Origin of the sequence: Marinobacter litoralis (assembly GCF_003336705.1) — a bacterium.
Lineage (GTDB): Bacteria > Pseudomonadota > Gammaproteobacteria > Pseudomonadales > Oleiphilaceae > Marinobacter > Marinobacter litoralis.
On sequence record NZ_QMDL01000003.1, the window covers coordinates 601,158 to 625,338 of the forward strand.

A 24,181-nucleotide genomic window follows, 5' to 3' on the forward strand; every position below is an offset into this window, starting at 1 on the left:
GATGATAGAGTTTCGACAGGTCACTAAACGCTACGACTCTGATCACACCGCCCTGCGCCAGGTGAATTTTCATCTCGGTCGGGGCGAGTTGGCGTTTTTGACCGGTCACTCCGGTGCCGGGAAAAGTACCCTGTTGAAGCTCATCATGGTGATGGAGCGGCCGACTGCGGGTGAAGTGGTGGTTGGCGGCCAGCGCCTTAATAGCCTTCCGAAACGACAGATTCCCTACATTCGGCGCCACATCGGCGTGGTCTTTCAGAACCACCAACTGTTGTTTGATCGCACCGTGTTTGACAACGTGGCCATGCCTCTTGAAGTGATGGGTGTTGCCCCGCGGGACATCGGCCGGCGGGTGCGGGCTGCGCTGGACAAGGTGGGGCTTCTGAGCAAAGAAAAAATGAACCCCATGCAACTCTCTGGTGGTGAGCAGCAGCGCGTAGGCATTGCCCGTGCGGTGGTCAATAAGCCGCCGGTGCTGCTGGCGGATGAGCCTACCGGTAACCTCGACCCGCAATTGTCCGCAGACATTATGCAGCTGTTTACGGAGTTTAGTCAGGTGGGTGTAACGGTGTTGATCGCCACTCACGACATCGCCTTGATCAACAAAATGGGCCGTCGCCGGCTGACGCTGGACCACGGTGAGCTGATCGCAGGCGGCAGTGCACCGGTCGGAGGAGGGTTGAATGGCCGCTGATCCTCGACAGAAGTCTGAAAGCCCGCGTGGGGCTGCCACGCGCACTAAATCTCCCATTAATAATCAGGCGAAAAGCTATCTGGACCATCATCGTAAGGTGGCCCGTGCGTCTGCTCAGCGTTTGCTGAAAACGCCGATAGCCAGCTTGATGACATGGACAGTAATGGGTGTGGCACTGGCGTTACCGGTGGCTTTGTTGCTGCTGCTGGCCAGCTTGCAGGGTGTCAGTGCTGGCTGGGAGAGCAGTGCCCGGATTACGGCGTATCTGAATATGGATACGTCGGTACAGCAGGCTCGGGATATCGCTCGTGAAATAGACGGTGACGGGCGGATTCTGTCGGTCGAGTTGGTGGAACGAGATCAGGCTTTGGCCGAGTTTCGGGCTGCGTCGGGCTTGGGTGATGCCTTGGATTTTCTGGGCGAGAACCCTTTGCCGCATACTTTGTTGATTTCGCCCGAAGAGAACGCGCGCACGGCTGAAAGCGTGCAGGCTCTGGTGACTTTTATTGAAGGCCTGGGTCGGGTGGATCAGGTGCAGGTTGATCTGGGTTGGTTGCAGCGTTTGAATGCCATGACCGATATTCTGGCTCGAGCGGTGTGGGCTTTATCGTTGTTGTTGGGCGCAGCGGTGATCCTGGTGATTGGTAATACCGTACGTTTAGCGATCGAGAACCGTCGTGATGAAATTCTGGTGGCGAAACTGGTCGGTGGTACCGATGCGTTTGTGCGCAGACCTTTTTTGTACTCCGGCGCTTGGTTTGGTTTGGGGGGCGGTTTGGTTGCCTGGGTGTTGATTCAGGTTTCGTTGTGGTGGCTAAATGGTCCGATCGAACGTTTGGCTGATTTGTATCGCAGTGAGTTTGCATTGCAGGGGTTAGGCTTCGAGGGTGCGGCAGCATTGATTATCATCGCAATGCTGTTAGGCTGGCTAGGCGCTTGGGTGGCAGTGAAGCGTCATCTGGACGATATAGAGCCGGGGGAAATTGCCGGCGGGTGATGTAGATCACGGGAATACCGTATTGAATTCAATGCTTGATCTGGCGTAGCTTAATTAAACTAATGTAGCGTTTCAGGCAGGCACGGTGAGTTTTCCAGATTGTTGATAATTAACGTTTTACTGGAATTCTCGGGAACTTATTAAGATCTTGGCGGTCTTGCAGTTTGTTGATATATTTTAGGCCCGTCAGGTTCGGAGGTTAAGGCATGGGTACGAGTTTACAGCTGGCTGACAGACTGGTTCCGGGCGCGAATCTAGAATCTTATATTCAGGCGGCAAGCCGCATTCCTGTTCTTACGGTGGAAGAAGAGCGGGATTTGGCGGAACGGCTGCATTACGAGGGTGATGTAGAAGCGGCCCGTCAGTTGGTGCTTTCGCACCTTCGGTTCGTGGTTCATATTGCTCGCAGTTATTCGGGCTACGGTCTGGCTCAGGCGGATTTGATTCAGGAAGGCAACGTCGGCTTGATGAAAGCCGTTAAGCGCTTCAATCCGGAATACGGTGTGCGCTTGGTGTCGTTTGCTGTGCACTGGATTAAGGCTGAGATTCACGAGTTCATTTTGCGTAACTGGCGCATTGTGAAAGTAGCGACCACCAAGGCACAACGTAAGCTGTTCTTTAATCTGCGTAGTCAGAAGAAGAAGTTGGCGTGGTTGAATCACGATGAGCTGAACGCGGTGGCTGCAGATTTGGGCGTGGAGCCCAAAGTGGTGCGCGAGATGGAAGGCCGGTTGGCTTCCCGTGATGCGTCGTTTGACGGTCCGATGGACGATGATGACGATGCGGTGTATCAGGCACCGGCTCATTACCTTGAGGATCGCCGTGCGGATCCGGCGGTACAGCTTGAGAATTCCAACTGGTCTGAGGATTCCAATGGCCGCTTGATGCATGCGTTGAGTGCTTTGGATGAGCGCAGCCAGGATATCCTGCGTGAGCGTTGGTTGACGGACAGTAAGTCGACGTTGCATGAGCTTGCGGACAAGTATGGTGTTTCTGCTGAGCGAATTCGGCAGCTAGAGAAGAACGCCATGAAGAAAATTAAGGCTCAGATGACGGAAGCGGCTTAGTAGCCCTTTTGTATTGAGTGTTTGAAAACGCCACCACCGTTTCGCGGTTGGTGGCGTTTTTGTTTGTATAATCGACGCATCTGTTACAAAACATACCTCCGGGGTGACGGGGTTGGCGCAGCCTTTCCAAAAACCGCTCCTTCGGCACGTCCTTGTGGCGCTTCTGCTCCGCCATCCATGGCTGCGCACATTTTTGGAAAGGCTGCCCCAACCCCTTCGTCGGACCTTTGAGTGGGATTCCTAAAGATGACTATAGAACTTCCTCGTATCGCGTTTTTTGGCATTGGTCTGATGGGCGCGCCTATGACCCGAAACCTGCTGAACGCAGGCTATCCAATGACGTTGTGGAACCGAACGCAGAGTAAGTGCGAGCCGTTTGCCGGCGAAGCCACCATTGCCAAGTCGCCGGCCGAAGCGGTGGCCGATGCGGATGTGGTGATCACCATGCTGGAGAACGGGCAGGTGGTGGACGATGTGTTGGTGGGGCAAGGTGCCATTGCCGCGTTGAAGGCCGGCGCGCTGTTGATTGATATGAGCTCGGTGCAGCCGTCGGTGGCGCGTGGTCATGCGGCGTTGGCGGCGGAGCAGGGTGCGGGGTATTTGGATGCGCCGGTGTCGGGTGGCACGGTGGGTGCGGCGGAGGCTCGGTTGAGCATTATGGCGGGTGGTTCCGAGGCGGATGTGGCTCGGGCGTTACCGGTGTTCGAGGTGCTGGGAAAATGCACTCGCATTGGGCCGGTGGGGGCCGGGCAGTTGGCTAAGTTGGCGAATCAGGCGATTGTCGGGATTACCATTGGGGCGGTGTCTGAAGCCTTGTTGTTGGCGGCCAAGGGTGGCGCTGATCCGGCGGCGGTTCGGGAGGCTTTGATGGGCGGGTTTGCCGGAAGTCGGATTTTGGAGCTGCACGGCCAGCGGATGATTGACCGGGATTTTGCGCCGGGTGCGCCGGCGCGGATTCAGTTGAAGGACTTGCGGATGATTCTGGATGAGGCCCGTGCCGAAGGGTTGACGCTGCCTTTGTCTCAGCAGGTACATAATGAGTATCTGTCGTTGGTGGCAAACGGGCACAGTGAAGTGGACCACAGTGGGCTTTTGCTGGAGCTGGAGCACCTGAACGGTGCGTTGATGGGTTCTTTGGGCCGTGGGCCGAAGACATAAGACTCGAAACCAGGAGATTGTTATGCCCCGTTTTGCGGCCAATTTGTCGATGCTGTTCACTGAGGTGCCGTTTCTTGAGCGTTTTGCCAAGGCCCGGGCTGCCGGGTTCAGTGGCGTGGAGTATTTGTTCCCGTATGAGTGGCCGGCGGAGGCGATTGCCGCCGAGCTGAAGGCTAATGAGCTGACTCAGGTGTTGTTTAACCTGCCGCCGGGGGATTTGCAGGCCGGTGAGCGGGGTATTGCCTGCTTTCCGGACCGGGTTGAGGAGTTTCGGGCCGGGGTCGATCAAGGCATCGCTTATGCGAAGGTGTTGGGCTGCAAGCAGTTGAACTGTCTGGCTGGGCTGAAGCCGGAAGCGCTGAGTGAGGACGAAGCTTGGAGTACGCTGGTGGCGAATGTTCAGTATGCCGCCGAGCGTTTTTCCGAGGCTGGATTGACCTTGTGTCTGGAAGCGATCAACTCCCGCGTGGACATGCCCGGGTTTATGCTGGATACCTCCGGTAAGGTGATGGCGCTTATTGAAGAAGTGGATGCAGATAACGTTCGGTTGCAGTACGACATCTACCACATGCAGATCATGGAAGGGGATGTGGTGCGCTCCATGGAGTGTTTGCTGCCGTGGATTGCCCACGTGCAATTTGCCGATAACCCGGGCCGGCACGAACCGGGTACTGGTGAGATTAACTTTTCGAATGTTTTTCCAGCGTTGGATAAGATGGGATACGAGGGCTGGGCCAGCGCTGAGTACAAGCCCTCCGGGGTGACCGAGCAGACACTGGGGTGGTTGCGTCGCATTGCTTGACCGTCGTCAGACGCGACACCCTCTTACAAGATCGTAACTGGCCCGAACTGCCGGTTCTTCGTAACCTTAGAGTTAATGTTATCCGCTATCAGGAGGGCTCACCGGTGAAAGCACTGGTAATCGAAGACGATCAGGATGTAGCAAGTTACCTGGTAAAGGGGCTGAAGGAATCGGATTTCGTAGTAGATCACGCCGCCGATGGTAAAGACGGCATGATGATGGCTGCGAGTGAAGAATACGACATCATGATTGTGGATCGTATGCTGCCCGGCATGGACGGCCTTTCCATCATCAAGACGGTGCGGGCCACCGGCAATCAGGTTCCGGTGCTGATTTTGAGCGCGCTGGGCGATGTGGATGATCGGGTTGAAGGCTTGCGTGGCGGTGGTGATGATTACCTGACCAAGCCATTTTCGTTCACCGAGCTGCTGGCACGAATTGAATCCTTGGTGCGTCGCAATCGTCAGGCGGCAGAAACCGAAACGGTGTTGAAAGTGGCCGATCTGGAGATGGATCTGCTCGCGCGTACCGTTAAACGCTCCGGTCAGAGCATTGATGTGCAGCCCCGGGAGTTCCGGTTGCTGGAATATCTAATGCGTAATGCCGGCCAGGTAGTCACTCGGACCATGTTGCTGGAGAAAGTTTGGGACTATCACTTTGATCCCCAGACGAACGTGATCGACGTGCACATCAGCCGCCTGCGCGCGAAAATCGATAAGGAATTCGACACCCCTTTGCTGCAAACAGTCCGGGGTGCGGGATACATGTTGCGTGAAACTGCTTAGTCAGCTCAGAACGTCGTCTTTCCAGCTGGCGCTGCTTTATATGGTGGTGTTTGCAACCTCGGTATTTTTGCTTCTGGCATTTATATACTGGCGCACAGCGGGATTCATGACCGCTCAGACTGATGAGACGATCGAGGCCGAAATTGCAGGCCTCGCAGAGCAGTACCGCGGGCGAGGCGTTAACGGGTTGATTACCATTATCCGGGAACGTGTCGCGCGCGACCCCAACGCTAAAACGGTTTACCTTCTTTCTACCGATGATCTGCTAAAGCTGGCGGGCAACATTGAAGCCTGGCCGGAAGGTAGCCGCACCGCTGAAAGCGGTTGGATCAACTTTACTCTGGACTCCAGCGTGGGCTGGCAAGGCCCGGAACGATTAGCCCGTGCACGCATCTTCGACGTACAGGGCGGTCTTCGGTTGCTGGTGGGCCGCGACGTTGATGAGCTGACCAGCCTGAAACGGGTGATCGAAGGCGCAATCAACTGGGGTATGGGCATTACCTTGGCACTGGCCTTGTTGGGCGGCTTTTTGATGAGCCGAAGCACCACCCGCCGTATTGAAGTGATCAACAACACCTCTCGCCGTATCATGAACGGCCACCTTTCATTGCGAATTCCGACCCGCGGTACCGACGACGATTTTGACCAGCTGGCGGAAAACCTGAATCAGATGCTGGACCGCATCGTGTATCTGATGGAAGGCATTCGACACGTTTCCGACAGTATTGCCCACGATTTGCGAACCCCGCTGACAAGGCTGCGCAACCAGCTGGAACGTACCCTGATTTCTGTGGATAACGATGAAGCTCGCGAACAGGTTGGCCGGGCCGTGGGCGAAGCCGATCAGCTGCTAGCCACGTTCAACGCATTGCTGAGAATTGCTCGGCTGGAAACACGCGGCAACACCGCTGACATGAAAGTGATCTCGCTGGATGAGTTGGTGGGTGATGCTTGTGAACTCTACGAAGCGTTGGCCGAAGACAAAGATCAGCAGTTCAAGCAGGTGATGGAACCCAAAGTGATGATTGAGGGTGACCGGGATCTGTTGTTTCAGATGGTCAGTAACCTGATCGACAACGCCATCAAGTACACGCCGGAACATGGCGGTATTGTGGTCGTGGTTCGTAAAGAAGGAACCAGCGCCGTTTTTGAGGTTCAGGATTCCGGCATTGGTATCCCGGATGATGAAAAAGATCAGGTGTTCCAGCGCTTCTACCGGGTTGGCAAGAGTCGTTCATTGCCGGGGAATGGGTTGGGATTGAGCTTGGTCAGCGCAGTGGCAGAGATTCATCAAGGGGAAATATTGCTCAGTGACAGTCATCCTGAAGCGGAGATGCCAGGGCTGACGGTCGCGGTCAAGATGCCGGCGTTTACCGGGGTCAGAAAACGTATCAGAGCGACTCAGGTTGAGCAGGTCACTGACGGAGCGGATGAGGCTCGCTCATCCGCAGACAGTCAGGCGTAATCTCAGTGGCTGGCGCGGAACCGGTTAACCTGCGCCATTAGCGGGCTGAAGATTGCTTCCGCGCGATTTTCAATTTGCTGGGTCAGCGCTTCAAACTGAGCGCGACGGTGATCCACTTTCACCTGCAGGCTGTCCCACTCACCTTCCAGATGCTTTTGCTCAGCCATCATAAACGCCGCGATGTTGTGGCGGTTCACCTTGTTGGTGATGCCCAGTTCTTCCAGTTTGAAGCCCAGACTATCAACGCCTTTCAGCGCCAGATTCAGAATCTTTTGAGTGTTCATGGTGTGTCTCCACAAAATGGTGAGTAAGGGGTAGTGAGGGGGAAATTAACGATAGTGTCTAGAGTGTGCAACCTAATTTCCCGATGACCGGTGTTGTGGATGCTCTTTCCAAAAGGTAATGGAGTGGCCACTGCCGGGTAATGGTCAAACTGCATAATAGTTAGTGTAGACGAAGAGGCAGGCCGACTAAGGTTGCTTCTTCCTCCAGCACAGCGCTAGCCTTATACCCCGTGATCCACGGGGTTTTTTTATGCCCCCATATTTTCCAGCCAGGTTGAGCGCAAACGTATCATGGTAAAACCCACATCTTCCGGACATCCGCCCCGCTACATTACTCCAGACGGCGAACAGGCGCTGCGAGAAGAGCTTCAGTACCTGTGGAAAATCAAACGCCCCGAAGTCACCCAAGCCGTGCGCGAAGCTGCCGCTCAAGGCGACCGGTCTGAAAATGCTGAATACATCTACGGTAAGAAGCAATTACGAGAGATTGATCGCCGGGTGCGTTTTCTCAGCAAACGACTGGACGAGTTGACGGTGGTAGACCGGCTGCCGGAAGACCAGACTCGCGTGTATTTCGGGGCTTGGGTAACAGTCGAGGATGAAGGCGGCGAGGAACAAACCTATCGTTTGGTGGGCGCGGATGAGTTTGATCTGACCAAGGGCTATTTGAGTATTAATGCACCGCTTGCGAGAGCGCTGATTGGAAAATACCTGGATGACGAAGTATCGGTGAAAACACCTGAAGGTTGGAAAAACGTTGTCATTACAGGCATTCGGTATAACTCCAACACGTCCACCGAGTGAGAGATGTCACAAAATCGTCTAATCGGTAAGCGATTTGTCAATTTTGGCGATACACTGATCAAAAATTGTCACTCCAAAGCGAGTGCACGATCTGATCAGGATGATTGCCATGAATGCCGCTAACTACACCATCGGAAAAACGTCAGGCCACGGCTTCGGGAGAGCGTGCATCGGATTGATGCTAGGGGTTGGACTATCATTGCCGACGTATGGTCAGGCGCCAGCCAGTGATACCGATGCCCCGGTGTTTGAATACGAACAGCGCTCAACCATCGATACGATTCCTTTCCGTTCGATGGATGAAGAGGTATTGGCGAATACCGTGATCGAAGGCGGTCTAGCAGCGCCCGCAGCGGGCGTGCCGGTGCAGTCGGGCAAAGACGCAGATTTTTACCTTGATCCCTTGGCAATGCAGCCCCGGGACGAACGTACCGATTTGGGCCGGTCCGAGATTCCTGTGGATATTCGCTTCGCGAATCCAAAAGTCGTGCCGGGGCAGATTCACAGCAATAACTACGTGATACGCCCGCCTCAGAACCGAACTTACGACGCGCTTAATGTGAACATGACCGAGCGGCCATAACCGCACACTGGCTTATGCAGCGGCGCTGTCCCGCTGCTCGGTATTGCTCAGTACGTCGTCGTAGAAAAACTCGAGAGCTTGCCTGGCTTGGTTGAGCCGGGCCCGAGACACTCGCAGATGTTCATTCAGATACGCAAAAAAACGCGCCTGATCGTCGTCCGACAGGGTTCCGGGGTCTTTCAAATCGTGAAACAGTACGAAACGGCTAATCCAGTGCAGGTAGGTTTGTTCTGCCCGCTGGTTGAGTTCGCGTTTGTGAATAGCAGCTTGAACAAGGTTCACCAAGCCGGGGCGTGACTGCTCCAGCGCTTCAGTAATATCCATGTGTAAGGTCTTCCGAATGACTTGTTGTTCTTATGGTGCGCGCATCATATGACAAACGTTTGAAAGGCGCAAAGGTGAAGCGGAAGAGGGGGAGCGTTCGGGAAAGAGGGCGCAACCGCTGATCGTGATCAACGGTTGCGATTGCAGCGGTTTACTTCAACGACTCTAGCTTGTCGATATACTTCTGCATGGCTTCTTCGCTGGAAGTGCCTTTCAGTTTGTCCCACGCGTCGTACTTGGCGCGGCCAACGAAATCCATCATGCCGGGGCGCTTGCCAGAAACATCACCTTCGGTGGCTTGCTTGTACAAGGCATAGAATTCCAGCTTAAGTTCGTTGGACGGTTGGAAATCGCCGTCGGCAGTCTGGATGTAATTTACTGACTCTTCAAACTTGGCTTTCAGGTCACTCATTGTTGTGGTCCTTGGTGTGAATAGTTGCTTCCTATAAGGATTGTGGAAGTATAGCTTTGGGCGCCATGCCCGTCATTGACTAAAAGAGCTTTCTATTTGGCATTACGGCAATCTGGCAAAAGTTTGCCCGAGTACTCATTTTGAGCCAATTATGGCCGATGGCTTATTGAGCTAGCCCGAACACAGGTGTAGAGTCTCGCCTGTTGTTTGCCAGGATGGCAGACACAAAGGAATGAATTACGCTGCAAATGAATTGCACAGGGAGCACGTCATGTCTGGTAAAGATGGTTCTGTCGCGCCTAAAGAGCGCATTAATATCAAGTATGTCCCCGCCACCGGCGATCAGCAGGCTGAAACCGAGCTGCCGCTAAAGATGTTTGTGGTTGGCGATTTCAAGGGCCATGCTGAAGAAACCCCCATTGAAGACCGCAAAGCCATTTCTGTGGATAAAAACAACTTCCGGTCTGTCATGAAGGAAGCTGGCCTTACCTTATCTACCTCTGTATCCAACAAGCTCGAAGACGGTGCTGATGACCTGCCGGTCAATCTCAAGATCGAAAGTCTGGAAGACTTTTCGCCTGACAGCATTGCCCGCCAGGTTCCTGAGCTGAAAAAGCTGATTGAACTGCGTGAAGCGCTTGTTGCCCTCAAAGGCCCGCTCGGCAATGTGCCGTCATTCCGCTCTAAGCTTCAAGCGCTGCTGGATGACGAAAGTGCACGGGAATCGCTGCTGGCGGAGCTGGAACTGGCGACCGAAAACGGCGAATAAGCGCGTTTCCGAAACCGGTTACACCCAACACCAATTATCAATAACGTACTGAAGGGATGTGGTATGTCTGATACTGCTGTGCAGCAATCTGCTGCCTCCGAAACCGTTGCAGAGGGCTCTCTGCTTGACCAGGTTATGGCCAACAGCCGCATGGCGCCGGCTGACGAAGGTTACGATGTCGCTCGCAAGGGTGTCGCTACATTTATTGCCAACCTGCTAAAAAGCGACGAAAAAGGCCAACCGGTCAACAAGGCTCTGGTAGACCAGATGGTGGTAGAGCTGGACCGCAAGATCAGCGCGCAGATGGATGAAGTTCTGCACGCCCCCAAGTTGCAGGAGCTGGAATCGTCCTGGCGCGGCCTGAAATTGATGATCGACCGCACCGAATTCCGCGAGAACATCAAAGTAGATATCCTGCACGCCACCAAGCAGGAGCTGCTGGAAGACTTCGAATTTGCTCCAGACGTGACCCAGACCGGCTTTTACCAGCACGTATACTCGGCCGAATACGGCCAGTTTGGTGGTGAACCTGTTGGTGCGATCGTGGGTAACTATGCCTTCAGCCCTTCTACGCCCGATATGAAGCTGCTGCAGTATGTGTCGTCCGTAGGCGCTATGGCTCACGCACCGTTCCTGTCTTCGGTTGCACCGTCTTTCTTTGGCGTGGACAGCTACCAGGAACTGCCTGCCATCAAGGAACTGAGCGCTGTATTCGAAGGCCCGAAATACGCCAAGTGGCGCTCCCTGCGTGAATCCGAAGACGCTCGCTACCTCGGCCTGACCGCGCCGCGCTTCCTGTTGCGTACACCCTATGACCCGACTGAAAACCCGGTGCGTAGCTTCAACTACAAAGAAAACGTATCCGGCGATCACGAGCACTACCTGTGGGGCAATACTGCCTACCTGTTGGGCACCCGTTTGACCGACAGCTTCGCCAAATACCGCTGGTGCCCGAACATCATCGGCCCGCAAAGCGGCGGTGCTGTGGACGATTTGCCGGTACACACCTTCGAGTCGTTCGGCCAGCTGGAAGCGAAGATTCCGACTGAAGTGTTGATCACCGACCGTCGTGAATACGAACTGGCTGAAGAAGGTTTCATCGCCCTGACCATGCGTAAGGGCAGCGACAATGCCGCCTTCTTCTCTGCCAACTCAGTGCAGAAGCCCAAGCAGTTCCCGAACACCAAGGAAGGCAAAGAAGCGGAAACCAACTACAAGTTGGGTACCCAGCTGCCTTACATGATGATCGTGAACCGACTGGCTCACTACATCAAAGTGCTGCAGCGTGAACAGATCGGCTCCTGGAAAGAACGTCAGGATCTGGAGCGTGAGCTGAACACCTGGATTCGTCAGTACGTTGCCGATCAGGAAAACCCGCCGGCGGAAGTTCGCAGCCGTCGCCCACTGCGCGCCGCGCAGGTTGTGGTGTCGGATGTTGAAGGCGACCCGGGCTGGTACCAGATCTCGCTGGCGGTGCGCCCGCACTTTAAGTACATGGGCGCGAACTTCGAGCTCTCGCTGGTTGGTCGACTGGACAAGGATTAATCCGTGTTCGGCGACACAGCCACTGACGGTGTTCGCAACACCGGCAGCCTGTTTGAACGGCTAGAGCAGGCTGCCGCCCCCGCAGGGCAAGGCATGGGCGAAGTGACCCATGTGGTTGAATCTATTAAGCGCCATTTGGTGCGTTTGCTGAACGCTCATCCGGGCAACAGTGCAAGCGTTCCGGACCTGGGCTTGCTGGATTTCAACGACGCTACTTTGGGTACTCACGACCTGAGTATCCAGATTCGCGGGGCGATCCGTCAGTGTATCGAGAAGTTTGAGCCCAGAGTGAAACGGGTGGATGTGGTGGCGTTGCCGCCGGGCCCGAACCCGTTGCAGTTGAAGTTTCAGGTCACGGTATATCTGAGTGTCACGGGAAGTGATGACAGAACCACGATCGACCTGGTCCTAGATGAAAAGCGGTACTACCGGATAGCATAAATCCGAGTGGTTAAAGGCAAGGATGAGAGTGGTTGCTAGGGGTGCTGTCCAAAAGTGTGCGTAGCCATGGATGGCGAAGCTCAAGCGTCCCATGGATGGGCTTGAAGCGTCTTTTGGACAGCACCCCTAGCAACCGCTCGGAGCCAGACTGGTGCAGTATTTATGAAGTTGAATCGGTTCTACAGGGATGAGTTGAGCTTTTTGCGGCTGCAAGGCAGGGAATTTGCCGATGCACACCCGCAGCTCACCCGATTTTTATCCGAACAAAGCACCGACCCAGACGTAGAACGCCTTCTGGAAGGTTTTGCCTTCCTGACCGGCAAACTACGCGAAAAAGTGGAAGACGAATTCCCGGAGCTGACGCACTCACTGCTCAACATGCTCTGGCCTAATTACCTGCGGCCCGTGCCCAGCTGCACCATCATGCGCTTCGACCCCCAACTGCACGCCATCAGCGAACGCCAGCGGGTAGAGCGCCATACCGAAATCAAAAGCCGGCCCGTGGGTGAAAGCACCCGCCAAACCCAGTGCCGGTTCCGCACCTGCCGGGCTGTGGATATCTTTCCCGTCAGCGTAGCAGAAGCCCACGCCGAGCATTCCCGAGAAGTGTCCTCGGTATCGGTGGATCTGGCCCTGCACACCGACCAGCCACTGAATCAACTGGGCATGGACAGCCTGCGCTTCTATCTGGGCGGCGACAACCACACCGCAGAAACCCTGTACTTGTGGCTAAACCACTATCTCAGCCGTATGGAGCTAGTCTTGGGCGACAGCGTATACAGCCTGCCCACATCGTTACTCAAACCGGTCGGCTTTGCGGCAGACGAAGCCATGCTGCCGTATCCGAAAAATGCTTACTCCGGCTACCGGATTATTCAGGAGTACCTGAGCTTCCCCGAGGCGTTTCGGTTTATCGATGTCACCGGATTGAAGCAGCGCCTACCCGGAGTTCAGGCCGACGAGATCAGCCTGCGCTTCCACTTTAGCCGTATCTTGCCGCCGGACACCCGAGTCACCCGGGATTCCCTGCAGCTGTATTGCACGCCAGCGGTGAATTTGTTCAGCCACGAAGGCGAACCGGTGGATTTGAACGGTCGTGAAACCGAGTACCGGATTTCGCCGTCCAGCCGCTGCCCCGAGCACTACGAAGTGTTCAGCATCGAGCAGGTTGAAGGTTGGTTAGAAGGCCGCTCAGGGCGCGGCGAGCCCCGTTTATACACGGCATTTGAGAGTTTTCAGCACGAAGTGGAGCGGGACCGTGGCCGCACCGCGTTGTATTACCGCGTGCGCACCCGCGAAAGCGTTCGGGGCGATGGCTTTGATCACTACATCTCCTTCGTGCGCGCCGACGAATCCGATTGCCTGAATCGCCAGGAAGCGGTTTCGTTAACGCTTACCTGCACCAACCGGCAACTGCCGCAACAGCTGGCGGTGGGTGAGATCTGCATGGCCACAGAAACCACACCGGCCTTCGCTTCGTTCAGCAACATTACCCGACCCACCGCCACTCTGCGACCCACGTTGGATGGGAGCTTGTTATGGACGCTGATTTCCAACCTGTCCCTGAACTACCTGTCGATGCTCGATGTGGATGCCTTGCGCACCGTGCTTCGGGTATACGACTTTCGGGCACTGGTAGATCGCCAGGCCGAGCGGGTGTCCCAGAAACGGCTGGCGGGCATCAGCGAGATTAACACGCAACCGGTTGACCGGATGGTGCGTGGTTTGCCGGTGCGGGGCATCCGGTCAGTGCTAAAACTCGACCAACAGAATTTCGCCAGTGAAGGCGATTTGTACCTGTTTGGCACGGTGTTGAGCCAGTTCTTTGCGCTCTACGCCAGCATTAACGCCTTTCATCAGTTGGAAGTGGTGAATACAGAGAATCAGGAACGGTACACATGGACGTTACAGCAAGGTCAGCAGCCGCTGATGTAGCCGGGCTGGAACCCGTTCTCGGAAACGCGCGGCGCTACAGTTTTTTCCAGCTGGTGGATTTGATTCACCGGCACCATGGCGACGATCTGGAACGCTCCGGCTCGGGTGATTCAGTGCAAGAGCGCATCCGTTTTTCAGCCTCAGCCGGGCTGGGGTTTCCGGGCAGTGATGTGGTGTCGGCGTTATCGCCGGAGCACGAGCATGCGCCCTACCAGATGGAAGTGAGCTTTCTTGGGTTACACGGCTCCCAGTCGCCATTACCAGGCTACTACCTGGAGGATCTGGCGTGGGAAGCGGGCCAGAATTTAGGCGTGCGCCGGCACTTTCTGGACTTTTTTAACCACCGCTTGGTAACCCTGTTTCATCGGGCCTGGCGCAAATACCGCTACTACATTCGATTTCAGCCGGGTGCCAGTGACGGGTTTTCGGAACTGGTGTTTTCCCTGACGGGGCTGGGTGATCGCCGCCTCCGGGAGGCCACGCCGGTGAACTGGTCGAAAATGCTGGCCTATGCCGGTTTGATGGCGGGGCGTAGTCGGTCTCCGGAAGTCGTCAGTGGGATCGTTGCGCACTGCTTTGATCTGGACGACGTCAGTATTGAACAGTGGGTGCTACGAAAAGTGGCGATCGCAGAGGACCAGCAAACCCGTTTAGGGCAAGCGAATGCAAGCCTCGGCCATGACACGCTGATGGGGTCGAGTATTCGGGACCGCAGCGGCAAATTCACACTTCGGTTGCGCAACCTGAGCCGACAGCGCTTTGCCGATTTCCTGCCCAACGGTGCTGAGCACGAACGGCTGGTTAAGCTGGTGGAGTTCGCCACACGGGAGCAACTGGCCTATGACCTGGAGCTGGAAATGCGACCGAAAGACATACGGCCCATGCAGATGGGCGAAGAGCTGCGTTTGGGCTGGAATTCTTTCGTAACACCAGAGCGGGCGAGCAAGCGCCCCGCTGTGCGAATCCAGATCCGGCGTTAAGGCAAGGAGCCAGAAGAGTGACCACGCAAACAGCAGAATTAACCTTGGTGATCACCAACCCCACGGAAGCGGGAGGTGGCGCCAGCATCGAGCACCGTTTCAGTGCAACAGGCGGCTCGATTGGCACGGCCGCCAACGATACCTGGCGTTTATCGCCTCACCGTACCGGTGCGGTAGCGGGGCATGCCGAGGTGCGTTTTCTGGATGGCGGTTTCTGCCTGATCGATCGCAGCGGCAGAACCTATATCAATAGCAGCACCCAGCCCGTAGGTCGTGGACGGCGAGCGCGCCTGAACCATGGCGATACCGTCAGCATTGGCCGGTATCAAATCCGGGCGGAGTTGCAGGGCGGCTCTGCAGGGCAAAGCGAGTTGAACGAGCCCAACGCCGAAGATCATCGGTTGGTGAATGTGGATGAAGGCGACTTGCTGCGATCTAGTCAGCGCCAGACGTTGCCGGAAGGCCGCGAGCCTTTGGCGGGGCTGAAAAACCCGGCCGACGCGCCTCAAAGTAACGACCCACTGGCCCCTTGGCAGAAGCCAGAGGCATCGGATGAGCAATCAACGCCAGAACTGCTGGCCAGCGAGGAACGCTGGTTTGCCGGTTCTACTGATGTGGATGAGGAATATCGGGAAAACCGGGATGTGGCGATGGGGCTACCGGTGAACCGCACGGCCCGCAATCAGAGTGATCAGGAAAAGGAGCGACAGGGAATGTCAGACACCAGAGCACCCATCCGGGATGCCAGCCGTCAGCACATCAGTGGGGCGCCCTTATTGCGAGGGTTGCAGGCGGACATTGAATTTACCGACAGCGAAGACATGCAGCTGTTTCTGGAAGAGGCCGGGCAAACCCTGAAAGCCGTGGTGGATGGCTTACTTACGCTGCACCAGAGCGAAGATACCCGGCATCAGGCGCTGCGTACCCGCTTGCAGCCCCTTGAAGACAACCCGCTGCGACTGGGAAACGATTACCACGGCACCATTCAAACCCTGTTTGCCGCCGAACGTAGCCCGGTTCACCTATCTGCGCCTGCTGCGGTGAGAGAAAGCCTCGACAGCTTGAACCACCACCAGCGGGCCACGCAGGAAGCCATTCGCGAAGCCTTGGACGCGATTCTGCATGCCTTCTCGCCGGAGGCCTTGCTGAGAAGGTTCCACGGATACCGCCGTGGGCTCAAGGACAACGAAGACGAGGGCCGTTGGGCCTGGGACATGTATCAACATTACTACCAAGAACTTAGATCCAGTCGTCAGCAGGGTTTTGAGCGCCTTTTCCAAGAGGTATTCGACCAGGCTTACGACCAACACTTGCGCCAATTACAGAGGGAGAATGGCTAGTGAAGTACTGCAAATGGAGCTTGCTGACGATGGTTATGTTGCTGGTGGGGTGCAGCACCCCCTACAACGCCGTTACCAAAACCGCCAAAGTGTTGTGGGACCCCGATATTCCTGTGGGCTACCCGGAAGATCAGCCCAGCCGGGTAGATCTGACCATGCTGGCCGAACCGAGTGTCAACCCGAACCAGTCATTGGCCCCTACGCCGATCGCATTTCAAATCATTGAACTTCGCGACAGTTCGCTATTGATGGCGGGTGATTTCGACCAGTTACTGAATAACCTGGAAGACTCGCTGGGCCGCAACTACGTGGACCACAGCGACTACACCCTGGTACCGGGCCAGTTCAAGTTTGTGGAGCCGTTCGAAATCAGCGAAGACACCCGCTTTATCGGTGTCATCGCCTTCTACGCCTACCCCAACTTATCGCAGTGGAAAAAGGTGGTGAAGGTAGACCCCATTGGTGGCACCTACCACTTGCTGGTCAACCTGCGTGAGCGGGAAGTAAAACTGACACGTTCGGATGAAAGCTGATGGCTGTTAGCAATCGAGTGGTCTGGAGTGATGGTCTGTTCATCAAACCACAGCACTTCCAGCAACAACAACGGTATCTGGAACATCAGATCAACGAGCGCGCGCTGGCGGTTTCGGACTACCTCTACGGCTTCAGTGATCTGGAACTAAACGCCGAATATCTGAGTTTTGGCCGGGTGGGTCTGGTGCGCGCTACAGGATTGTTCCCGGACGGCACGCGCTTCAATCTGCCGCAAGACGACGTGATGCCAGAGCCTTTGGAAATTACCGATGCTTCAGTGGCCAATCAGGTGGTGTATCTGGCGTTGCCTCTCGGGAGTGATTCCTTGGCGGAAGTGGAGTGGCCGGATGCGCCGGTTGCCGGGCGCTTCAGGGCGTTGTCTGTGGAAATTCGCGATTTGCACTCCATTGATGGCGATGCTCACAGCATCGATGTCGGGCGAGTCGCACCGCGCTTGATGCTGGAGCGTGAAGATCGCAGCGCCTACGCGGCCTTGGCCATTGGCCGAATTCTGGAGAAGCGGCCAGACGGCAGTTTGGTGATGGACCCTAACTTCCTGCCCACCATGCTCAGCGTGCGTGCAGCGCCTCGCTTGCAGCGATTTGTCGGCGAAATGGCCGGTTTGATGCAGGAGCGTGCCCGCAACATTGCCGAGCGAGTAGGCGCGCCGGGGCAGGGCGGTGTGGCCGATGTGTCGGACTTCATGCTGCTGCAAATGCTGAACCGGGCGCACCCTAAGTTCATGCATTTGGCACGCTTGCGCCAGTTGCACCCCGAGCGCTTGTATGAAGCCTTGCTGGAACTGTGCGGCGAGTTGGTGACCTTCACCGACGAGAGCCGAATGCCGCGGGAATACACCCCCTACGATCACGATCTGCCAGAAGGCTGTTTTAGCCCGCTGATGCAGGTGCTGCGACAAGCCCTGAGTACCGTTCTGGAACCGCGCGCATTGTCTATTGCTCTGCAGCAACGTCAATACGGGCTGACGGTGGCACCGGTTCAGGACGGTCAGTTGATCAAGGATGCCGAGTTCATTCTGGCGGTAAAAGCCGATATGCCGCTGGACGACCTGCGCAAGCAATTCACCCAGCAGTGCAAAGTGGCGTCGGTGGAAAAAATACGGGATCTCATCAGCTTGCAGCTGCCGGGTATTCCGCTGTCGGCGTTACCCGTGGCACCGCGCCAGTTGCCGTATCACGCCGGCTTTGTGTACTTCCGGTTGGATGACCAGAGCCAGGCCTGGCAAATGCTCGACAACGCCAGCGGCTTTGCTTTCCACGTAGCGGGAAGCTATCCGGGGCTGGAAATGCAGTTCTGGGCAATCAGGAGCTAAATAATGACCAATGCACCGGTAATGGATCGACCAAATACCACCACGGACACGGGTGATAGTGCATTCAGTGAGTTGTTGTTCGCGGACACCGATAACACTGGCCGCCGCACCGAGTTGGGTGATACCCACTTTCAGCTGCGCGGACTGGAAGAAAATCGCCTGATTGATGCCGCCACACCGTTATTGGGGCTGGTTATCCGGGTTCGCCGGTTGGCCGATTTTCACGATGTCGAAAGCCTGTACCAGCAGGTGGTCGATGAAGTGGCGGCTATTGACCGCGAACTGATCGAACAAGGCCACGAACGGCCTATCGTGGTGGCGTACCGCTATGTGCTTTGCGCTTTTATCGATGAAGCCGTATTGGGCACCGACTGGGGGGCGCACAGCGTGTGGTCGCAGCACTCGTTGCTATCACGTTTCCACAACGAAACCTGGGGCGGCGAAAAAGTGTTCGCGATTCTGGCGCGCATGGAGAAAGAGCCGGAACGCTACCGCGACATGCTCGGCTTCATCTATCTGTGCCTGTGTCTGGGCTTTGAAGGCCGCTACAAGGTCATGGAAAGCGGCCGTGATGAGTACGAGCAAATCGTTCGCGGGTTGTATGAACAGCTGCGTGATCTGCGCGGAGATCGGGACCCGAAGCCGCTGGCCGATGCCTCGGAAAACGTCGTGCCGGCACGCAACCGTTTGCGAACGGGCTTGCCCATCTGGCTCATCACCGGCGCGTTTGCCGCGGCCATGGTCGGGATTTATCACTTGTATAACGTAGCGCTGAACGAACGCATCAGGGATGTGCTCAGCGTACTGGAACAACTACCGAAATAAGGACATCACTGTGATTCGGGTAGAACTACCGGCGCTGATCGGGCGCCTTAACGAGATTTCCCGTCAGGCTCTGGAAGGGTCTGCCGCGCTGTGCATCAGCCGACAAGGGGCGGAAATTACGCCGGCACACCTGCTGTTCAAACTGCTGGAAACGCCGTTTTCCGATGTGCGTCAGATTCTCGAACAAACCGGTATCAACCATCAGCAACTGCAGCCTCTGGTGGGCGACAGTCTGAACGGCGAGCCACAAAGCGCCGAGCCATACCCGTCCTTTTCACCCTTGCTGGTGGAACTGATGCAGGACGCCTGGTTGCTGGCCTCAACCGAACTCGGCCACAGCGAATTGCGTTCTGGCGCCTTGTTCTTGGCGTTGTTGATGAACGCCGACCGCTACCTGATGCCACGAGTTGCCCAAGCCTTGGTGGACATTAACCGTGAACAACTGCGTAAGCAGTTCGACCGGGTAACCGAAGGCTCTGTGGAACGCCCACAGCTGGCAGAGAACGGTGCGGCCAAGCCAGCGACCGAAGCCGACATGGACCCGCTCACGCGTTACGCCACCGACTTCACCAAACTGGCCCGGGAAGAAAAACTCGACCCCGTGGTGTGCCGGGATGCCGAAATCGATCAAATGATCGATATCCTTTGCCGCCGCCGCAAGAACAACCCCATTGTGGTCGGCGATGCCGGTGTGGGTAAAAGTGCCGTGGTAGAAGGACTGGCCCTGCGGATTGTGAGTGGCGATGTGCCGGACCGCCTGAAAAACGTTGAACTCTGGACCCTGGACATGGGCGCGCTGCAAGCCGGCGCCTCGGTGAAAGGCGAGTTCGAAAAGCGTCTGAAAGGCGTCATCGAAGCGGTCAAAGGCTCGGCCACCCCGATCATCCTGTTCATCGACGAAGCCCATACCTTGATTGGCGCGGGTAACAGCGAGGGCGGTTCAGACGCCGCTAACCTGTTGAAACCCGCACTGGCCCGTGGCGAGCTGCGCACCATTGCTGCCACGACTTGGCGCGAGTACAAAAAATACTTCGAAAAAGACCCGGCCCTGAGCCGCCGTTTCCAGCCCGTGGCGCTGGACGAGCCCACGCCGGGTGAGGCTGTCCACATTCTACGGGGCCTGCGCACCGTCTACGAAAAAGCCCACAAAGTGCTGGTGGCCGACAGCGCCTTGAAAGCCTCCGCTGAAATGTCTGCCCGATATCTGGCCGGCCGCCAACTGCCGGACAAAGCCATCGACGTACTGGACACCGCCTGCGCCCGGGTCAGCCTGAACCTGAGCACCCCGCCTCGTCGATTGAGCCACGTGCGCAGCGAATTGCACCAAATGGCCATGGAACAAGACTTGCTGAGCCGGGAACACACGCTTGGCCAAGCGGTTGATAACGAACGGGAGCAGGCGCTGGAACAGCGCATTGCCGAGCTTACCGCTGAATCCGAAGCCCTGGAGCAAAGCTGGAATGACCAGCGAGAGCTGGTGGCTCGTTTGGTCGAAATCCGCGAACAACTGCTCACCGGAGAAGTGTCGGAAGCTCCGGAAGCAACGACCGACGCAGACAACGAAGAGCGCCCGGACCTTAAAAACGAAGCCGCAGCCATCGAACAGGAACTGGCGGAACTTCAAGCCGACGAACCGCTGGTTCACGCCCGCGTGGATGCCCGCCAAGTGGCTGAAGTCATCGCCGATTGGACCGGCATTCCGGTCAATCGCATGACCACTGACGAGCTGGAAAAAATCACCCACTTGCCGGCATACCTGCAGGCCCACATCAAAGGCCAGGACACCGCTATTGATTGCCTGCACCAGCACCTGCTCACCGCCCGCGCTGACCTGCGCCGGCCCGGCCGTCCCATGGGCGCTTTCCTGCTGGTTGGCCCGAGTGGCGTGGGAAAAACCGAAACCGTGGTACAACTGGCCGAACTGCTCTACGGCGGCCGCCAGTTCCTCACCACCATCAACATGTCCGAATATCAGGAAAAACACACCGTTTCCCGCCTGATTGGCTCACCCCCGGGGTACGTTGGCTTTGGCGAAGGCGGCATCCTCACCGAAGCCATCCGCCAGAAACCTTACTCGGTAGTGCTGCTGGACGAAGTCGAAAAAGCCCACCCGGAAGTCCTCAACCTGTTCTACCAAGCCTTTGACAAAGGCGAGCTGGCAGACGGCGAAGGCCGGTTGATCGACTGCAAAAACGTAGTCTTCTTCCTGACCTCCAACCTTGGCTACCAGACCATCGTTAACCACGCCGAAGAGCCGGAAAAGATCGAAGAGGCGCTCTACCCGGAGCTGGCCAACTTCTTCAAACCGGCCCTGCTGGCACGTATGGAAGTGGTGCCCTACCTGCCGTTGGGTGAAGACACCCTTAACCGCATCGTGGGCGATAAACTCCAGCGCCTGGCTGACCAAATCACGGCCCGCTACCACACCGAAGTGGCGCTGGAAGACGGCCTGGTAGAAGCCATCCGCAGCCGCGCCACCCGAAGCGAAAACGGTGCACGGATGCTGGAATCGATCATCGAAGGTGAATTGCTGCCACCGGTGTCCCTGGCGCTGCTGGAAAAGCTGGCGGCACGAGAGCCGGTGACCAAGGTCACCTTGGGCGTGAACAACGGAAAGTTCATCGGGGTCGTTGCCTGACGGCCTATAGAAACGGAGCGTAGCCTGCGGGGTGGCTTTCCAAAACCCTGCGGAGCCATGGGTGAAGGGTGAAAGCCCTTCACGGGTTGGCCAGGGATGGCCAAGACAGGACCCTCACTGCGACGCAGGAGCAGTAAGCAGTGAGGGGCGGAGCGGAGCGTACAAGGATGTATTCACAGCGTGTTTTGGAAAGCCACCCCGCAGGATGCGCGGGCGATAATCTCCTAAGTCATTGTTCTGGGATAGAAAGCATGGGACGGATGCAGATGGAACTGCACACCGGCATAGAACTGGCGGTAGCACTGATCAAGCAAGACACACTCCCTGCCTTGCTCGACACAGCCACCCGCCAACTCGAAAACGCATTTGGCCTCAGCAAATGCTGGGCCCTCGAACTCGACCTCAGTGGCCGAACGCTCCACTGTGGCCAATTAGGTGATGCCAGCGAATTCGACTGTGGCGACTTCAGCCACCCCTTCGCCCACGTACTGCAAACCGGAAAACCGCGCGAACTCACCCGCGCAGCCAGCTACCGGCTCGACCACACCGGCTTCCAAACCCTGTTCGAACATAGCGACCGCCCCAGAAGCCTCTGGCTCGAACCCCTCACCGGCGCAGACGGCCGCACCCTTGGCGTACTCGCCCTGTGCGGTGATCACGACGACTGGCAAAGCATTATCGGCCAACCCTTGTACACCGGCCTGAAACAACTGCTGGTGCATCAATGGATCAGCCAACTGCAAACCCGTGACCAAGTCTGGCAGCGGCGCATGCTTAAACGCTCGCTGGACCACCTGCACGATGCCGAAAGTGTACGCCAGCGCTGCCAGCAACTGTCCCACACATTGGTGGGCAACTCCGAAGCCATGACCAACCTCCGGGCACAAGTCGTGCGCGCGGCCAGCAGCCAGCTGTCGGTACTGATCCAGGGTGAAACCGGTTGCGGGAAAGACGTGGTTGCCCGAGGTATTCATGACCTATCCGAGCGGGCCCAAGGCCCCATGGTCGTGGTGAATTGCGCCGCCATCCCCGACACCCTGCTGGAAAGCGAACTGTTCGGCCACACCAAAGGCGCCTTCTCCGGTGCCGATCAAGCCAAAGAAGGGCTATTGGCGCAGGCCAACGGCGGCACCCTGTTTCTGGACGAAATCGGCGACATGCCCATGGCCCTGCAATCAAAATTGTTACGGGTTCTGGAAAGCCGGCAGTTCCGCCCCTTGGGCGCTCGGGAAGAACAGTTTTCAGACTTCCGCTTGGTGGCCGCAACCCACCAACCGCTGCAGCAAGGCATTGATGACGGCCTGTTTCGCCGGGACCTGTTCTACCGCCTCAGCCAATTCCCGTTGCGGGTGATTCCGCTGCGCGAACGTACCGACGATCTCGAAGTGTTGAGCCGGCATTTCATCCGACTCTACGTTGAACGCGAAGGCAGTGGACCACTGGGCATTAGCAGCCACGCGTTGAAGCGACTGGCGGGCTATGACTTTCCCGGCAACGTTCGGGAATTACGCAACATCATTGAACTGGCCTGTCTGCAAACGGCTGCCAACGGCGACATTCAACCCGAGGCACTGCGATTGGATGATCTGCTGATGGACGCCGGACAAGCCGCCTCCGCGGTCGCAGACGTGGCGACGATTCCGGGCATCCCCGTGGCCGAGGAAATTCGGGATCTGAAAGCCGCCGCACAGGCATTCGAGGCCGCCATCATTCGGGAGCGCCTGCAGCAATATCGCGGCAACCGAGCCCAGGCCGCCGAGAGTTTGGGATTACCCAAGCGAACGCTGGCCCATAAATGTCTGAAGTATCAGGTAACCGACGTATGACCCTGAAAGACCCAATCCGAGCCGGCCTGATCGGCCTCGCGCTCCTGCTGATAAGCAGCGCCGGGCAAGCGGATACCCGCCTGAGCGATGCCCAAACCTGCACCGAAGAAGCCAATCGGCTGGCCCGCTTGGCGTGCTTTGATGAGGTGTTTGATACGCCACTGGCTCGATATGAAACCGGCGCCAGCGACGGGGTGATTCGCCAGCCCGAACGTTGGCGCCAGGCCTTTGCGCAAGCTGGTCAAAGCGATGCCAGTGGTCCGATCTACCGCAATACCGGCTCGGCTGCCGGACACATGGTAACGGTCGCCGCTTTGGGGGCTCAGCCTCCGCGGCCGGTGCTGACACTCCAGTGCCACAACAACATCACGGAATTGACTGTAATGTTGCCGAAACCGATCAACCGGGAGCGGGTGGACGTCGCGCTGGCATCGGCACCCAACCATTGGCGAGTGCGGGATGAAGGGCTGGTGGTGAGTGCTGGCCGTGGCCTGCCGGCGATACGTTCGGTGCTTGATATCGTGCACCAGCCAGATGTTCGTATTCAGGCAGACGTACCGGAGTTGGATGGCTTGTTGTTCGACCTGACCGGTTACCGCGACGCCATTCGCCCTCTGCGACAAGCCTGTGGCTGGTGAGG

Annotated in this window: 24 protein-coding genes; 21 read left to right on the plus strand and 3 right to left on the minus strand. The window is 56.9% G+C overall.

The features are described 5' to 3' along the window. Position 1: 1 nt before the first annotated feature. The 7 genes from ftsE to DOQ08_RS12470 all read left to right on the plus strand — a co-directional run bounded on the left by ftsE (position 2) and on the right by DOQ08_RS12470 (position 6,968). Positions 2–694: a cell division ATP-binding protein FtsE gene (ftsE, locus tag DOQ08_RS12440; protein WP_114335269.1), complete on the plus strand. Its 693-nt coding sequence runs from the start codon at positions 2–4 to the stop codon at positions 692–694. Beyond that, positions 684–1,691, plus strand: a complete 1,008-nt coding sequence (ftsX, locus tag DOQ08_RS12445) for a permease-like cell division protein FtsX (RefSeq protein ID WP_114335270.1) — start codon at positions 684–686, stop codon at positions 1,689–1,691. Before ftsE ends, ftsX begins: the two co-directional genes overlap by 11 nt. Before the next feature lie 206 nt (positions 1,692–1,897). Next, entirely contained in the window at positions 1,898–2,758 is an 861-nt protein-coding gene (gene rpoH / locus DOQ08_RS12450; RefSeq protein WP_114335271.1) for an RNA polymerase sigma factor RpoH, read from the plus strand. Between the two features lie 246 nt (positions 2,759–3,004). Continuing rightward, positions 3,005–3,916, plus strand: a complete 912-nt coding sequence (locus DOQ08_RS12455) for an NAD(P)-dependent oxidoreductase (protein WP_114335272.1) — start codon at positions 3,005–3,007, stop codon at positions 3,914–3,916. Positions 3,917–3,938: 22 nt separating this feature from the next. Further along, the gene (hyi, locus tag DOQ08_RS12460; RefSeq protein WP_114335273.1) at positions 3,939–4,718 is read left to right on the plus strand and encodes a hydroxypyruvate isomerase; all 780 of its coding nucleotides are present in this window, start codon (positions 3,939–3,941) and stop codon (positions 4,716–4,718) included. Positions 4,719–4,822: 104 nt separating this feature from the next. Then, the gene (locus DOQ08_RS12465; protein WP_114335274.1) at positions 4,823–5,503 is read left to right on the plus strand and encodes a winged helix-turn-helix domain-containing protein; all 681 of its coding nucleotides are present in this window, start codon (positions 4,823–4,825) and stop codon (positions 5,501–5,503) included. Then, positions 5,490–6,968, plus strand: a complete 1,479-nt coding sequence (locus DOQ08_RS12470) for a HAMP domain-containing sensor histidine kinase (protein WP_114335275.1) — start codon at positions 5,490–5,492, stop codon at positions 6,966–6,968. The genes DOQ08_RS12465 and DOQ08_RS12470 overlap by 14 nt, the downstream gene beginning before the upstream one ends. Positions 6,969–6,970: 2 nt before the next feature. On the opposite strand, the gene DOQ08_RS12475 is transcribed toward DOQ08_RS12470, so the two are convergent. Next, complete coding sequence (locus DOQ08_RS12475) at positions 6,971–7,252, minus strand: hypothetical protein (protein WP_114335276.1); 282 nt, start codon at positions 7,250–7,252, stop codon at positions 6,971–6,973. Between the two features lie 291 nt (positions 7,253–7,543). Here DOQ08_RS12475 and greB point away from each other — a divergent pair, with 291 nt between their 5' ends. Together greB and DOQ08_RS12485 are read left to right on the plus strand one after the other, a co-directional pair. Then, on the plus strand, positions 7,544–8,056 hold the full coding sequence (gene greB, locus DOQ08_RS12480; protein ID WP_114335277.1) for a transcription elongation factor GreB: 513 nt from the start codon (positions 7,544–7,546) through the stop codon (positions 8,054–8,056). Positions 8,057–8,165: 109 nt separating this feature from the next. Then, a complete protein-coding gene (locus DOQ08_RS12485) occupies positions 8,166–8,639 on the plus strand; it encodes a hypothetical protein (protein ID WP_165823662.1) in 474 nt (157 codons plus the stop codon). 12 nt (positions 8,640–8,651) lie between these two features. Here DOQ08_RS12485 and DOQ08_RS12490 read toward each other — a convergent pair whose 3' ends face one another. Then, a complete protein-coding gene (locus DOQ08_RS12490; RefSeq protein ID WP_114335278.1) occupies positions 8,652–8,963 on the minus strand; it encodes a phage integrase N-terminal SAM-like domain-containing protein in 312 nt (103 codons plus the stop codon). A 151-nt stretch (positions 8,964–9,114) separates the two neighbouring features. Continuing rightward, positions 9,115–9,375 (minus strand): acyl-CoA-binding protein, encoded by a 261-nt coding sequence (locus tag DOQ08_RS12495; protein WP_114335279.1) that lies wholly within the window; start codon positions 9,373–9,375, stop codon positions 9,115–9,117. A gap of 271 nt (positions 9,376–9,646) precedes the next feature. Here DOQ08_RS12495 and tssB point away from each other — a divergent pair, with 271 nt between their 5' ends. From tssB to vasI, 12 genes are all read left to right on the plus strand, one after another. Continuing rightward, positions 9,647–10,144, plus strand: coding sequence for a type VI secretion system contractile sheath small subunit (gene tssB, locus DOQ08_RS12500; RefSeq protein ID WP_114335280.1), 498 nt, complete (start codon positions 9,647–9,649; stop codon positions 10,142–10,144). Positions 10,145–10,207: 63 nt separating this feature from the next. Further along, the gene (gene tssC, locus DOQ08_RS12505; protein ID WP_114335281.1) at positions 10,208–11,689 is read left to right on the plus strand and encodes a type VI secretion system contractile sheath large subunit; all 1,482 of its coding nucleotides are present in this window, start codon (positions 10,208–10,210) and stop codon (positions 11,687–11,689) included. A gap of 3 nt (positions 11,690–11,692) precedes the next feature. Then, entirely contained in the window at positions 11,693–12,130 is a 438-nt protein-coding gene (gene tssE / locus DOQ08_RS12510; protein ID WP_114335282.1) for a type VI secretion system baseplate subunit TssE, read from the plus strand. Positions 12,131–12,292: 162 nt separating this feature from the next. Next, positions 12,293–14,065, plus strand: coding sequence for a type VI secretion system baseplate subunit TssF (gene tssF, locus DOQ08_RS12515; protein ID WP_114335283.1), 1,773 nt, complete (start codon positions 12,293–12,295; stop codon positions 14,063–14,065). Continuing rightward, positions 14,029–15,045, plus strand: a complete 1,017-nt coding sequence (tssG, locus tag DOQ08_RS12520) for a type VI secretion system baseplate subunit TssG (RefSeq protein WP_114335284.1) — start codon at positions 14,029–14,031, stop codon at positions 15,043–15,045. Before tssF ends, tssG begins: the two co-directional genes overlap by 37 nt. A 17-nt stretch (positions 15,046–15,062) precedes the next feature. After that, entirely contained in the window at positions 15,063–16,385 is a 1,323-nt protein-coding gene (gene tagH / locus DOQ08_RS12525) for a type VI secretion system-associated FHA domain protein TagH (RefSeq protein WP_114335285.1), read from the plus strand. Beyond that, entirely contained in the window at positions 16,385–16,918 is a 534-nt protein-coding gene (tssJ, locus tag DOQ08_RS12530) for a type VI secretion system lipoprotein TssJ (protein ID WP_114335286.1), read from the plus strand. The genes tagH and tssJ overlap by 1 nt, the downstream gene beginning before the upstream one ends. Then, positions 16,918–18,252 carry a type VI secretion system baseplate subunit TssK gene (gene tssK, locus DOQ08_RS12535; protein WP_114335287.1) on the plus strand — a complete coding sequence of 445 codons (1,335 nt, stop codon included), beginning with the start codon at positions 16,918–16,920 and terminating at the stop codon, positions 18,250–18,252. Before tssJ ends, tssK begins: the two co-directional genes overlap by 1 nt. Positions 18,253–18,255: 3 nt before the next feature. After that, entirely contained in the window at positions 18,256–19,077 is an 822-nt protein-coding gene (gene icmH / locus DOQ08_RS12540) for a type IVB secretion system protein IcmH/DotU (RefSeq protein ID WP_114335288.1), read from the plus strand. Continuing rightward, the gene (gene tssH / locus DOQ08_RS12545; protein WP_114335289.1) at positions 19,043–21,715 is read left to right on the plus strand and encodes a type VI secretion system ATPase TssH; all 2,673 of its coding nucleotides are present in this window, start codon (positions 19,043–19,045) and stop codon (positions 21,713–21,715) included. Before icmH ends, tssH begins: the two co-directional genes overlap by 35 nt. A gap of 260 nt (positions 21,716–21,975) precedes the next feature. Next, positions 21,976–23,541, plus strand: coding sequence for a sigma-54 interaction domain-containing protein (locus tag DOQ08_RS12550; RefSeq protein WP_114335290.1), 1,566 nt, complete (start codon positions 21,976–21,978; stop codon positions 23,539–23,541). Further along, positions 23,538–24,179 (plus strand): type VI secretion system-associated protein VasI, encoded by a 642-nt coding sequence (gene vasI / locus DOQ08_RS12555; protein ID WP_114335291.1) that lies wholly within the window; start codon positions 23,538–23,540, stop codon positions 24,177–24,179. Before DOQ08_RS12550 ends, vasI begins: the two co-directional genes overlap by 4 nt. Positions 24,180–24,181: the final 2 nt, after the last annotated feature.

Coding starts and splice junctions, on each gene's coding strand:
- ftsE (WP_114335269.1), top strand. CDS start 2: ATGATAGAGTTTCGACAGGTCACTAAACGCTACGACTCTGATCACACC.
- ftsX (WP_114335270.1), top strand. CDS start 684: ATGGCCGCTGATCCTCGACAGAAGTCTGAAAGCCCGCGTGGGGCTGCC.
- rpoH (WP_114335271.1), top strand. CDS start 1,898: ATGGGTACGAGTTTACAGCTGGCTGACAGACTGGTTCCGGGCGCGAAT.
- DOQ08_RS12455 (WP_114335272.1), top strand. CDS start 3,005: ATGACTATAGAACTTCCTCGTATCGCGTTTTTTGGCATTGGTCTGATG.
- hyi (WP_114335273.1), top strand. CDS start 3,939: ATGCCCCGTTTTGCGGCCAATTTGTCGATGCTGTTCACTGAGGTGCCG.
- DOQ08_RS12475 (WP_114335276.1), bottom strand. CDS start 7,252: ATGAACACTCAAAAGATTCTGAATCTGGCGCTGAAAGGCGTTGATAGT.
- greB (WP_114335277.1), top strand. CDS start 7,544: ATGGTAAAACCCACATCTTCCGGACATCCGCCCCGCTACATTACTCCA.
- DOQ08_RS12485 (WP_165823662.1), top strand. CDS start 8,166: ATGAATGCCGCTAACTACACCATCGGAAAAACGTCAGGCCACGGCTTC.
- DOQ08_RS12490 (WP_114335278.1), bottom strand. CDS start 8,963: ATGGATATTACTGAAGCGCTGGAGCAGTCACGCCCCGGCTTGGTGAAC.
- DOQ08_RS12495 (WP_114335279.1), bottom strand. CDS start 9,375: ATGAGTGACCTGAAAGCCAAGTTTGAAGAGTCAGTAAATTACATCCAG.
- tssB (WP_114335280.1), top strand. CDS start 9,647: ATGTCTGGTAAAGATGGTTCTGTCGCGCCTAAAGAGCGCATTAATATC.
- tssC (WP_114335281.1), top strand. CDS start 10,208: ATGTCTGATACTGCTGTGCAGCAATCTGCTGCCTCCGAAACCGTTGCA.
- tssF (WP_114335283.1), top strand. CDS start 12,293: ATGAAGTTGAATCGGTTCTACAGGGATGAGTTGAGCTTTTTGCGGCTG.
- tssG (WP_114335284.1), top strand. CDS start 14,029: ATGGACGTTACAGCAAGGTCAGCAGCCGCTGATGTAGCCGGGCTGGAA.
- tssK (WP_114335287.1), top strand. CDS start 16,918: ATGGCTGTTAGCAATCGAGTGGTCTGGAGTGATGGTCTGTTCATCAAA.
- icmH (WP_114335288.1), top strand. CDS start 18,256: ATGACCAATGCACCGGTAATGGATCGACCAAATACCACCACGGACACG.
- tssH (WP_114335289.1), top strand. CDS start 19,043: ATGTGCTCAGCGTACTGGAACAACTACCGAAATAAGGACATCACTGTG.
- DOQ08_RS12550 (WP_114335290.1), top strand. CDS start 21,976: ATGCAGATGGAACTGCACACCGGCATAGAACTGGCGGTAGCACTGATC.
- vasI (WP_114335291.1), top strand. CDS start 23,538: ATGACCCTGAAAGACCCAATCCGAGCCGGCCTGATCGGCCTCGCGCTC.